The organism is Limnospira sp. PMC 1279.21, from assembly GCF_032349615.1.
GTDB classification, from domain to species: Bacteria; Cyanobacteriota; Cyanobacteriia; order Cyanobacteriales; family Microcoleaceae; genus Limnospira; species Limnospira fusiformis.
Window position 1 is genome coordinate 1 of the sequence record NZ_JARPLU010000145.1, and the last position, 12,259, is coordinate 12,259.

At 46.0% G+C, this 12,259-nt stretch carries 14 protein-coding genes; 9 read left to right on the plus strand and 5 right to left on the minus strand.

Annotation, left to right across the window (positions count from 1 at the left end; all coding sequences use genetic code 11):
* The 7 genes from P5683_RS18565 to P5683_RS18595 form a co-directional block, all read left to right on the plus strand.
* Positions 1 to 871, plus strand: an 871-nt coding sequence (locus P5683_RS18565; protein ID WP_315648839.1) for an RNA-guided endonuclease TnpB family protein, incomplete at its 5' end; no start/stop codon positions are given.
* Positions 872 to 929: 58 nt separating this feature from the next.
* The gene (fbp, locus tag P5683_RS18570) at positions 930 to 2,003 is read left to right on the plus strand and encodes a class 1 fructose-bisphosphatase (protein ID WP_008053232.1); all 1,074 of its coding nucleotides are present in this window, start codon (positions 930 to 932) and stop codon (positions 2,001 to 2,003) included.
* 54 nt (positions 2,004 to 2,057) lie between these two features.
* A complete protein-coding gene (gene zwf / locus P5683_RS18575) occupies positions 2,058 to 3,587 on the plus strand; it encodes a glucose-6-phosphate dehydrogenase (RefSeq protein ID WP_006622479.1) in 1,530 nt (509 codons plus the stop codon).
* 58 nt (positions 3,588 to 3,645) lie between these two features.
* Complete coding sequence (gene opcA, locus P5683_RS18580) at positions 3,646 to 4,977, plus strand: glucose-6-phosphate dehydrogenase assembly protein OpcA (RefSeq protein ID WP_006622478.1); 1,332 nt, start codon at positions 3,646 to 3,648, stop codon at positions 4,975 to 4,977.
* A gap of 59 nt (positions 4,978 to 5,036) precedes the next feature.
* Positions 5,037 to 5,216, plus strand: a complete 180-nt coding sequence (locus tag P5683_RS18585) for a hypothetical protein (protein WP_006622477.1) — start codon at positions 5,037 to 5,039, stop codon at positions 5,214 to 5,216.
* 21 nt (positions 5,217 to 5,237) lie between these two features.
* On the plus strand, positions 5,238 to 6,122 hold the full coding sequence (locus P5683_RS18590) for a ferredoxin-thioredoxin reductase catalytic chain (protein WP_315644877.1): 885 nt from the start codon (positions 5,238 to 5,240) through the stop codon (positions 6,120 to 6,122).
* Positions 6,123 to 6,163: 41 nt separating this feature from the next.
* On the plus strand, positions 6,164 to 6,520 hold the full coding sequence (locus P5683_RS18595) for a (2Fe-2S) ferredoxin domain-containing protein (RefSeq protein WP_315644876.1): 357 nt from the start codon (positions 6,164 to 6,166) through the stop codon (positions 6,518 to 6,520).
* Here P5683_RS18595 and P5683_RS18600 read toward each other — a convergent pair.
* The 5 genes from P5683_RS18600 to P5683_RS18620 form a co-directional block, all read right to left on the minus strand.
* On the minus strand, positions 6,510 to 7,589 hold the full coding sequence (locus tag P5683_RS18600; protein ID WP_315644875.1) for a glycosyltransferase family 4 protein: 1,080 nt from the start codon (positions 7,587 to 7,589) through the stop codon (positions 6,510 to 6,512). The genes P5683_RS18595 and P5683_RS18600 overlap by 11 nt on opposite strands.
* Before the next feature lie 179 nt (positions 7,590 to 7,768).
* Complete coding sequence (locus P5683_RS18605; protein WP_006622471.1) at positions 7,769 to 8,194, minus strand: DNA-binding transcriptional regulator; 426 nt, start codon at positions 8,192 to 8,194, stop codon at positions 7,769 to 7,771.
* Positions 8,195 to 8,286: 92 nt separating this feature from the next.
* The gene (locus tag P5683_RS18610) at positions 8,287 to 8,808 is read right to left on the minus strand and encodes a phosphoribosyltransferase (protein ID WP_006622470.1); all 522 of its coding nucleotides are present in this window, start codon (positions 8,806 to 8,808) and stop codon (positions 8,287 to 8,289) included.
* A gap of 155 nt (positions 8,809 to 8,963) precedes the next feature.
* The gene (gene cysC / locus P5683_RS18615) at positions 8,964 to 9,497 is read right to left on the minus strand and encodes an adenylyl-sulfate kinase (protein WP_035759991.1); all 534 of its coding nucleotides are present in this window, start codon (positions 9,495 to 9,497) and stop codon (positions 8,964 to 8,966) included.
* Between the two features lie 218 nt (positions 9,498 to 9,715).
* Positions 9,716 to 11,107, minus strand: coding sequence for an NAD-dependent malic enzyme (locus P5683_RS18620; RefSeq protein WP_006622468.1), 1,392 nt, complete (start codon positions 11,105 to 11,107; stop codon positions 9,716 to 9,718).
* A 205-nt stretch (positions 11,108 to 11,312) separates the two neighbouring features.
* Here P5683_RS18620 and P5683_RS18625 point away from each other — a divergent pair, with 205 nt between their 5' ends.
* Positions 11,313 to 11,816, plus strand: coding sequence for a hypothetical protein (locus tag P5683_RS18625; protein WP_006670789.1), 504 nt, complete (start codon positions 11,313 to 11,315; stop codon positions 11,814 to 11,816).
* Between the two features lie 95 nt (positions 11,817 to 11,911).
* The coding region (locus P5683_RS18630) for a MerR family DNA-binding transcriptional regulator (RefSeq protein WP_315648841.1) at positions 11,912 to 12,259 on the plus strand (348 nt) is incomplete at its 3' end.

Here is a 12,259-nt window from a genome sequence, read left to right on the forward strand (position 1 = left end):
CTTTAAGCGCTTCTTCAAGGGAATAAGCAGTTATCCTAAATTTAAGAAGAAAGGCTACCATGATAGCTTTACCCTTGACAATTCCGGAAAGCCATTCAATCTGTCAGGAACTCGCCATAAGCTGCCTTTTGTGGGCTGGGTTTCTACATTTGAGGCTCTACCACCCAGTCTAGTTAAGAAAGTCACTATAACGCGCCAAGCAGGTGACTGGTATATGAGCTTTTTTGTAGAAACCACACCAGAAATTACACCGAAATTCCGAGAGAGAATCGGGGTTGACCTAGGAATTAACAATTTGGCGACTTGCTCCGATGGGACCCAATTCTCTAATCCCAAGGCTTATAAAGCAGCGACCAAAAAACTAGCCAGATTACAACGTCATTTAAGTCGCAAAGTCAAAGGCTCAAAAAATTGGGCCAAATGTCTCTTAAAAGTTCAAAAGCTACATCAAAGAGTAGCTAATATTCGCCGTGACACGATTCATAAAATCACTACTTTTTTGGCTAAAAACCACAGCCAAGTAGTCATTGAAGATTTGAATGTGTCAGGTATGCTGAAAAATCATGGTTTGGCGGGTTCTATCGCTGATGCTTCATTTTATGAGTTCCGTCGGCAACTAGGTTACAAGGCAGAACGTTATGGTTCAAAGTTGATTATTGCCGATAGATTTTATCCATCCAGTCAACTTTGTTCTAATTGCGGTTATCGTCAAAAAATGCCCCTAGTCCGTCGGACTTTTGAATGTCCAAACTGTGGCCTGAAGATTGATAGAGATTTGAACGCCAGTATAAATTTAGAAAAATCGCCTGGTTCAGACGATTACACTTGTGGACGGGGTGCTGCCGACAGTCCCGGACGAAGCCAGAAATAAACGTCAATATCCGGCTATGTCCGGTTTTGTTTAAGTTTTATAGAGCAGAATTTAACTTATGGTACAGACAGCAAGCGGTCAAATCCAGCCAGATCCCCTAGGCTCAGATAGAGGATACTACTTAGATCGCGACTGTACAACCCTATCGCGGCACGTTTTACAGCAACTCGAAAGTTTCGGTCCTGATGCTCAAGATATTAGCGCCCTGATGAACCGCATTGGACTAGCGGGGAAACTGATCGCCCGTCGTCTGTCAAGGGCGGGGTTGGTAGAAGGAACCCTAGGATTTACGGGAGAAGTGAATATCCAGGGGGAAGAAGTCAAACAAATGGATTTTTTCTCCAATGCAGTTTTTATCTCGACCTTCAAACAAAGCGGCTTAGTGTGTCGCCTAGCTTCGGAAGAAATGGATAAACCGTACTACATCCCAGAAAACTGCCCCATCGGACGCTATACTCTGCTTTATGACCCCCTAGATGGTTCCTCAAACCTGGATGTTAATATGAATGTGGGTTCCATCTTCGCGATCCGTCAACAGGAAGGTTACGACGAAGAAGGAGAAGCCCTAGACTTATTGCAAGACGGTCATAAACAAATCGCTGCTGGATACATCCTATATGGTCCTAGCACACTCCTGGTTTATTCAATTGGTAGGGGGGTTCATTCCTTTACTTTAGACCCCAGTCTGGGGGAATTTATCCTGGCTCAGGAAAATATCCAAGTTCCCGAACATGGTCCGGTCTACAGTGTGAACGAAGGTAATTTTTGGCAGTGGGAGGAATGCTACCGAGACTATATCCGTTATGTTCACCGCCATGATGGCTACACAGCCCGCTATAGTGGGGCTTTGGTGGGAGATATTCACCGCATTCTCTGTCAGGGAGGAGTATTCCTATACCCGGGAACAGTGAAAAACCCTGATGGTAAATTGCGCCTATTATATGAGTCGGCACCAATGGCCTTTTTAATGGAACAGGCGGGGGGTCGCGCTAGTACGGGTAGTCAGGATATCTTAAATGTGGTTCCCGAAAAACTCCATCAACGCACACCTCTGATTATTGGTAGTAAAGAGGATGTAGCTTTAGTGGAGTCATTTATAAGCGATCGCAAACGTCGCGAAACGGAAACTTAGATCAATAATAAAATCCGGCAACCTCTGTTAACTTAATTATTCACGACAGCCTAGATGGTTACACTCTCAGAAAATCCCCTCCGCGTTGGTCTACAACAAGACCGCATTCCCGAACCCCAAATTTTAGTAATTTTCGGGGCTTCCGGCGATTTAACCCAGCGTAAGCTAGTTCCCGCCATTTATCAAATGCACCTCGAACGTAAGTTACCCCCAGAATTAACCATTGTTGGGGTAGCACGCCGAGACTGGACTGATGACTATTTTCGTGAGCATCTTCGACAGGGTATTGAAGAATTTGGCGGCGGGCTACAATCGGAAAAAATATGGCATAACTTCGCCCAAGGCTTATACTACTGTTCCGGTAATATGGACGAACCGGAAAGCTACCAAAAGCTAAAATCCCTTTTGGCTGAATTAGACTCGAAACGCCTAACCCGTGGAAATCGGGTATTTTATCTATCGGTGGCTCCTAGATTTTTTGGAGAAGCAGCCCAACAACTGGGACAAGCCGGAATGTTGGAAGACCCCAAAAAGCAACGCCTAGTTATTGAAAAGCCTTTTGGTCGTGACCTGGGTTCGGCGCAAGTCCTTAACCGGGTGGTGCGTAATGTCTGCACTGAGGAGCAAGTTTACCGTATTGACCACTACCTCGGTAAGGAAACAGTACAGAATTTGATGGTGTTTCGGTTCGCTAACGCTATTTTTGAACCGTTGTGGAATCGTCAGTTTGTTGATCATGTACAAATAACGGTGGCGGAAACTGTAGGCTTGGAAGGACGAGCGGGATATTATGAAACGGCTGGGGCGCTGCGGGATATGGTACAAAACCATTTGATGCAGTTATTCTCGCTCACGGCTATGGAACCCCCTAACTCTTTGGATGCTGATAGTATCCGCACGGAAAAGGTTAAGGTGGTACAAGCTACCCGTCTGGCAGATTTTAATAACCTAGAAACAGCAGCAGTCCGAGGACAATATATCAAGGGATGGATGAATGGTCAGCAGGTTCCGGGCTATCGTGACGAAGATGGCGCATCACCAGAGTCTACTACGCCTACCTATGCGGCTTTGAAACTTAGTGTTGATAATTGGCGCTGGAAGGGTGTACCTTTTTACCTGCGTACTGGTAAGCGAATGCCTAAGAAGGTTACGGAAATCGCTATTCAGTTTAAGGAAGTGCCTTTTTTAATGTTCCAATCTGCTGCTAAACAGGCTAATCCTAATGTGTTGGCGCTGCGAATTCAGCCGAATGAAGGGATTTCGATGCGGTTTGAGGTGAAAACTCCGGGAAATTCCCTCAGAACTCGCTCGGTGGATATGGATTTCCGCTATGATACGGCTTTTGGTAAGCCTAGCACTGATGCTTATGCTAGGTTATTGATTGACTGTATGCTGGGAGACCAAACTCTATTTACGCGAGGGGATGAGGTGGAAGCGTCCTGGCGGGTTCTAACTCCGGTATTGGAAGCCTGGGATGCTCCGGCGAAGCCAGATAGTATCCCTTTCTATGAGGCGGGAACCTGGGAACCTGTGGAGGCGGAACTATTGCTTAACCGGGATGGTCGCCGTTGGCGTAGGCTTTGATATTTGGGTCTATCTATAACTTTTGTTCGCGTTCAATCAATAAGCTACTGAGTTAAATATGAATACACCACTTGTTGCACTCCAGAAACCAAAGGATATTTCTCTGAGTGAAATTGAGGCAGAACTTAATAGCATCTGGCTTAGTCAAAGTTTCGGTCAGGGTAAAACGGCGGCGATCGCTACTAGGGCGGCTACTTTTAGCATGGTGATCTATGAACCGGAGGAGTTTCAGCAACTCCTGGGGGGTCTCGGCTTTTATAAAGGGGCGATCGATGGTATTCATGGTACGGAGACCCGTGATGCTGTTCGTGATGCTCAAAAGGCTTATCAATTGCCGATTACGGGTCGGGTAGATTCGGATACCCTGGAACACCTACGCACTGAGTTTGCTAAACTTTCCCCAGAACAGCGGGTGATTAGAAATATTGATGCTCGTGGATTTAGCATCAGCGAAACTATTGCTAACCAAAATCCCTGCCGCATTATCACTCTCTGTCCGACTTGGGGAGAAGATACGGGAGTTACGGCCCAGGTTTCTGCCTATTGTCCCCTACAAAACAACAAGGAAGAGGGTTTAATCTGTTGTGAATATGTCACCCTCCGAGGCACTAAGGCGGCTTTGGAAAGGGTTAGTAATGTGGTCACATCTTTATTAATTCCCGATTTGCCTAAGTTTGTCTGGTGGAAGGCTACCCCTAACCCGGAACAAGAATTGTTTAAGCATTTGTCCTGTTGCAGTAATTGTGTGATTGTCGATTCCTGTTATTTCAGCGACCCTGAATCGGAATTACTCAAAATGCAGGAACTGGTTGACCAAGAAACCTATATTGCTGATTTGAATTGGCATCGTCTCTCGCCTTGGCAGGAGTTGACAGCGGCTACTTTTGACCCCCCAGAACGTCGGATGTATCTTGGGGATATTGACCATATTACCCTCGACTATGAAAAGGGTAATGCGGCTCAGGCTTTGATGTTCCTCGGTTGGTTTGCTAGTCGTTTGCAGTGGGAACCTCTGGAGTTTACTGAGTCGGGGGGAGACTATGACCTGAAGCACGTTAAGTTCCGTGGTCCTGATAATCAGGAGATTATTGGGGAACTCGCTGCTATTCCTATGGCAGATACTGGGGAAATTCCGGGCGATTTGGTGGGTGTGCGCCTGACTTCTACTAATCCCAAGGCTAATTGCTGCACTATTCTATGTTCGGAAACTACTGGCTGTATGCGTATGGAGGCGGGGGGTAGCGCCCAGTCGTGTCAGACTGAACAAGTGACTTCGGTGACAGACCAAAAAGCAGAATATCTGATGGCGCAACAGCTACAACGCTGGGGCCGAGATGTTTTGTATGAGGAAAGCCTGGCGGCGGTATCTGCAATTCTCAATCTGCGCTAGGTTTTGGTATAATCGGTTACTTTAAGGATGACTGGGATACTATAGAATAAATTTGTGTTTTGGGGTTTGGTGTTGCTGGCGATCGCTTTTTTAATAAAATGGAGGCGATCGCCTCACACTTACTTTCAAAAATACCCATATTTTTAAGTATTAAAAATCCTGGTTTAATTGGAAGCCAGCCAGCCAGAGGTTGGCAAGACTACGGAAAGCATCTACAATATAGCGCGAATTTACATTGATATCATCAGAGGTGTCTGAATATGTATTCCCATAAAGATAATTCCCCGGAAACCCCGGAAAATGAACCACTTATCCCTCAGCAAAATGTCAATAACTCGACAACTACCTCGGAACTACCCCCGGTAGTGAAAACTGGGTCTATTGTAGCCCTAATTGCGGTGGTGATGATGGCGGTGGTGGGGTCGCTGATGGTTAGTCCTGACCCGGCTACGACAACGGGAAGTCAGTCAGAAGAAGAAACTGTGGCTACGGAAGAGGCGACTATGGAAGTGGTGACTGCTCCCGCCGCCTCTGTGGTGGAAGAAACAGCAGAAACTACGACTCCAGAGGAAACAACAGCAGCGACAACTACTGAGGAACCAGAAACGGCGACGACTCCCACAACAGTAGAGGAGACAACGGCGACGGAGACAACAGAAACTCCTGATGCGATCGCTTCTGAACCCCAGACCCCAGAAACTACGGAGGACCTTACTACTGCGACTCCAGAAACTACACCGGAAACTACAGAAGTATCGGAGTCCCCAGAAACTGAAGCCGCTCTGACTCCTGACCCAACTCCGACGGCTGAGATGACGACAGGAAACGAGGTAGCGGCAGTTCCTGAGACGGTCAATATTGAAGAATTGAATAATATTATTTACGATAAAATTGACCGGGCTTGGACTGTGAAAGGAACCCCGGTTCCTACGTCGGTTAGTTACATGGTGACAGTGACTCCCACGGGGGCGATCGCGGAATTTGAACCTAAGTCTTCTGAGGCTTCCGAAAACGTTGATAATACTCCTCTACCTACTCTAGTGGAATCTGACGCTATGGCGGCGGAAACTGCGGGTAAAACAGTGGTATTTGAGGTGGTATTTACGGATAGGGGGGTTTTGGAGGTTAGACCTTCTCAGCAATAATCCCCTGGCTTTTGCGATCGCGTTTTGTACATAATGGGGGTATGGAAATTTTTAGCAAAACCTCCCAAATGCCAGAAACCCAGCCACCCCAACCACAAACCACCTCGGATCAATCTCGGTGTGTCCTGGTTTGTCAGCATCAGTCCTGCTTGCGGAATGGTTCCGAGGGTACTCTGAAAGCCTTTGAGGATGCAGATGTCCCTAATGTGAAGGTGGAGGCTAGTGGCTGTCTAGGACAGTGTAATGTAGGTCCGACGGTGCGGGTAATTCCCGATGAGACTTGGTACTATCGAGTTCAACCGGAAGATGCAAAGGCGATCGCCACCCAACATTTACAAGGGGGAAAACCTGTCCAGGAAAAACTGAATCCTAGGATACATCCTCAGTTCAATTTTTAAGCGCGATCACATCGGATAACCATTTTTCTAAGCGATCGCCTAAAGCTGCTAAGGAATATTCCTTTTCGGCTAAAGCGCGACATTGGCGGCGGTCAATTTGCTCTAATTTGGCGATCGCATCGACCAAACCCGTTACGCTGTCGGGTTCGACTAGCCAACCCGTTTCACCATCTCGGACAATTTCGGCGGGTCCACCCCGTCGATAACTAATCACCGGAACCCCACAGGCTAAGGCTTCAATAGCGACATTTCCAAAGGCTTCTACCCAGCGATGAGTCATTAATAAACCTCGACATTCACGCAGACCCTGTTGTAGTTCATCTGTATTCAAAAATCCCCGATAATTTAGGGGCGCATTCGGATAAGTATTCAGGATATTTTGCCAATATTGCTCATCCTGAATTTTGCCAAAAATTGCCAGTGGGATACCTGTTTGATCCGCCGCCGCGATCGCATCCTCTAAGCCTTTTTCTGGGGAAATACGACCCATCCAAGCTAGTTGTTGATGGGGTTGATCACAAAACTGATAGCGATCCATTTCTAAGCCACTTCCTAAACAAGCATAGCCTAGGTCTGAACCAAAGGTGGCGGCTTGGGTATGGCTATAAAATCCGACAGTCCCCGGAAACTGTTTCATCACCTCAACAACTATCTGATCTAAGGCGGAAATTAGGGAACCCATACTCACCCAGTGAGCGATCGGAGTCGGGAAAAAAGGAGTCAGATAAAATGGTAGCCAATCAAAGGCAAAATTGACAATTGCATGATAGTTTGTCTGTACCTGTCGCCCATATTCCCACATATTTCCTAACACAGAATTTTCCGGTATGGTAATCAGAGAATCTCGGTCTTGATTTTGGGCGATCGGTTGTAGTTTCCCCGAAATTTCTATAACTGATAGGGACTCTAACACTGACCCAGAAGGCGCAACAACGGTTATATCATGACCTCGGCTGTGTAAGGCTTTTGCCATATTCAACAATGTTAATTCGACTCCCCCCCCTAATCCTGAACCCAGGGGACCGACCGGGGTGGATATAAATAGTAATTTCCAGCTTTTTTGAGGCATACTTATGAGTTAATTAACTAGAGTAATTTGATGCTATAATTAGTCCGCACGCTTGACGGCAGAGGCGATCGCTTCTTGTAGCCCTTTAGGTATCTGTAAACAGACCAAAACCCACCGCCCAGGGGATAGGTTTCTGGGCGTATGGTCTGGGACTACCAACACCGAACATAGGGATTAATTTACTTTATTTCCTTGTATCTTAATCGTTTTCCCTTGCGACGTAGATAACGTTTTATTTCGATATCTGATGTTACCCAAGTATTCATTTCTTCATCCCAATAAAATTTTAAGGTCTGGCGAATACGCAAAGTTCTAACCCGTTGGTGAGATACTCCTAAAATCCGCATCACATCAGACTGTCGGAATTTGGGGACACTATTGAGGTAAGAGGTTCTGGCTTTGGGTTCTTCCTCATCAAATACCGATTCCCATAGATGCTGAATACTATTAAGAATAGCTTGAGAAGGTTCACCCCGACCATTTTCCCAACGATTGACACTACCACGAGACACGCCCAGCTTTTGGGCTAACCCTTCTTGGGATAAATGCAGTCTCCGTCTCAAAGTTCGCATCAAGATCTGGAGATTCGATTCAATCTCTGACATTAGCTTTCAACTGTGGTTTGCTTCAGTGTACAGTTTAACAACTTAATAGAGTATCAAATATCTGATACCTTGGCGTTAAACGTTAATTTTGTTTAAGAATCTAGTCCATTCACCTGGTGGACTAAATCCGCTGGCTGGAGTTGTTCGTAATATTCAAAGGGTTGATGAATCCAGGGATTATTACTCAGAAAATCCACATAATAATCAGGGACAAAGGTAGAACAACTTTTATACCAGATTACTCCTGTACGAACTTGGGTAATCTCATCAGGGTAGTGTTCTGTTAACCAAACAATTGAACGTTCAAGACTAATCCCAGAATCAGCTAAATCATCTACTAACAAAATGCGATCGCCCAAATTTTCTGTAGTCATGCTAAGATGATGGGCGATCTGAATTTCTCCTCGAATTTTTCCACCGGGTCCCCCATAGGAAGAAGCCGCCAAAATCCCTAGGGGGACATCATAAATACGCGAGAGTATATCCCCAATTCGTAGCCCTCCCCTAGCCAGACAAATAATCTGATTAAACTCCCACTGAGATTGATATATTTTAGCTGCTAAAACTTCGATTTTTTGGTAATATTCCGACCAAGAAATATATAAGTCATTCATAGACACAAATTGACTATTAATATATTGATAATTATCTGATTAATTGGAAAGCAGCAGCCAGAAGTTAGCTATCAGGATTCCGGCTAGGGGAGAGTTAATCAATTCCCCTCAGCGCCGGATTAGTCTCTGTTACCTACCTGATAATCGTGATTTATTCAAGCTCCTAAATAACCCAATTTTTGTAAACTTTGAATCACCTTATCAACACTTTCCGAAAGTTCTTCGAGGTCGGTGCGACATTCAATCTCAGGATTTAGGGGAGGTTCGTAGGGGTCATCAATACCAGTAAAGCCTTTAATTTCGCCAGCCCTAGCCCGTTGATACAGTCCTTTCACATCCCTTTCTTCACAAACATTTAAGGGTGCATTAACAAAGACTTCGACAAAATCACCAATCCGTTGACGGACTTCCTCACGAATTTCTCGATAGGGAGAAATTGCGGAAACAAATACAATCACACCGTTGCGAGTTAATAAATGAGAAACAAAGCCAATGCGGCGAATATTCTCATCGCGGTCTTCTTTGCTAAACCCTAAGCCTTTAGTTAAGTTAGTGCGGACTATATCCCCATCTAAAATTTCTAATCTGTATCCCTGAGATTTCAGCTTTTCGGCTACAGCTTGGCTAATGGTGGTTTTCCCCGCGCCACTCAAGCCGGTAAACCAGACTGTTACACCTCTTTGCTCCATTGATTGAGTTTCTCCTGTCAACATTATAATTGAGCTAAAATCTGCGCCCCTTCTCATAGAGGTGGAGCCTCTAAAAAACTCCCCGCCCAATATAATAGAGTAGTTGTTGACATTTTGATCATGAAATTAAACAGGTTGGCCAGCCTGTGAGCGGTTGTTTATGGCAATTTTGGGAATGGTGAGTAGGGGTGGGGGAAAATTCCCCCAATAGTTAAACCCTAACGGCGAGCAATTCCTTCTTGGCGCGCAGTATGGGAGACGGCTGCAGCTACAGCGATCGCCACACGCTTATCAAAAACGGACGGCACAATATTTTCAGGGCTCAACTCATTAGCTGTCACCAAAGCAGCGATCGCCGCCGCCGCTTCCAAATACATACTCATAGTGAGGCTGGAAGCCCGACAGTCCAAAGCGCCCCGGAAAATGCCAGGAAATGCCAAAACATTATTAATTTGATTAGCATAATCACTGCGTCCGGTAGCAATCACCGCCACATCATTAGTGATTAATTCTGGCTGAATTTCAGGAATGGGGTTAGCCATAGCAAATACAATGGGATCACTAGCCATAGATTTAACCATTTCCCTGGTGATCACACCGGGAACACTGATCCCCATAAACACATCAGCCCCTTTCATGGCATTAGCAATAGTTCCAGATAACTCGACAGCAAATTCTTGTTTTTGGGGGGTGAGGTCCGATCGCCCTTTGGAGATAATGCCGCGAGAATCACAGATAATAATTTGAGTAGCCCCGGCTTTTTTGAGAAGTCGAGCGATCGCAATTCCCGCAGCCCCGGCCCCATTTAAAACAATCTTGACCTCCTCTATGGGTTTGTTAACCAACTTCAGGGCATTGATTAAAGCAGCTAAACTGACAATAGCCGTACCATGCTGGTCATCGTGAAATATGGGAATCTCGAGAATTTCTCGGAGTCGCGCTTCAATCTCAAAACAGCGAGGGGCGGCGATATCCTCTAAATTGATGCCACCAAACACCGGGGCGATATTTTTGACTGTTTCCACAATGGCATCAGGGTCTTGAGTATCCAGACAGACGGGAAACGCATCAATATCGGCAAATTCCTTAAACAGCATAGCCTTACCTTCCATGACAGGTAAAGCACCTCCCGGTCCCAAATTACCCAGACCCAAAACGGCGCTACCATCAGTGACAATAGCCACGGTATTTTGTTTAATGGTGAGGTTGTAGACCTGTTCCGGGTCATCGGCGATCGCCCGACAAATGCGACCCACACCGGGAGTATAAGCCATGGCTAGGTCGCTTTGAGATTTGAGGGGAATTTTGCTATTAATGCTAATTTTGCCGCTGCGATGTAGGTTAAAAGTGCGATCGTAAACTTCCAGCAGCTTTGAATCTGGCAGATTTTTGACCGATTCGATAATTTCCTCGGCGTGTTCTGTACTCGAAGCATCAACGGTGAACTCCCTGACGGTGGTATGGAGAGTTTGTTCGATCAGATCAATCGGACCCATATTGCCCCCAGTATTGGCGATCGCCTGAACAACACTGGCCAGCTTACCCGCTTTATTGGGCAATTGTAAGCGCAGGGTGACACTAAAACTCGGATTTGGTGTGAGATTGACCATGCTGCAATAACCATAGAAGTTAAACCGTAGATTTTAGCTTGCTATGAGAAAATCTCGATATCTCGTTTGATACAAGTTCACTTAATCATCATTGAGTCAGGAAAGCCAGATAATGCCTGTGTAGTTCACCGATAGCATAAAATCAGATTAGCTTTTTGGCTTTTGTCTAATGTCCCATTCGCTGTCCTTCCACAAATGGGGAACCATGATCAAAATTAACTATTTTCCCAAGTTAGTCTGCGCGGTTGTCCTCAGTTTATCGGTGCTGGTTTCCGGCTGCTCTGATCTAACCACTAGCACACCTGATACTGGTACTACCGGGGCGGTTCAACAGGTCGCAGATGCTCAACCTCTCCCTGGGGGTCAGTTTAACCGATATTTCCCTAGGGGTGCCGATGGCTATAGTGTTACTTTCCGCCAAGAAAAAGAGGGATTTGCTCAAGCGCAACTTTCTCGCGGTGGTGATGCTCTGGCGCTGCTATCGATTAATGATTTGGCTAATAACCCTAGCGCCGCCCGCAAGTTTCAGGAGTCTACCCAGAGAATTGGTGGATATCCCGCAGTTACTCAGGGTAGAAACACTACGGCGCTACTGGTAGGCGATCGCTTTCAGGTTAAGGTTCAATCTAGTTCTGAGTCTTTTACTCCCAGCGATCGCGAAGTCTGGTTACAAAATTTTAATCTCTCTGGTCTAGCACAATTGCGTTAATCTATCAAGTTTTTGGGAGCATGATTTAATCACAAATTCGGTTAATATTTTAGGGCAATACGGTATAATAAGCGAGAAGGGTTGAGGATAAACCTATTGCCAGATATGTCAAACCCAAGGAAGCGGCCCAAATCCTTCGAGTCCATGAAAGAACACTCCGCAGATGGGACGACAATGGCTCAATCGAGACCATCAGAACCCCCGCTGGGCAACGACGATACAACGTTGAGTCATATACTGCCAAATCAGGCAGTGACAAACGCAAAGTCGTTATCTATGCCAGAGTTAGTAGCCGCGCCCAGCAGTCCGACCTCAACCGACAGGTGGCCGCACTGTCCAACCTCTACCCCGAAGCAGAAGTCGTCTCAGAAATCGGAGGCGGGCTCAACTTCAAGGGAAAGAAAATGCTGGCCTTACTGGGACAAGTCTTGTCAGGAGATGTG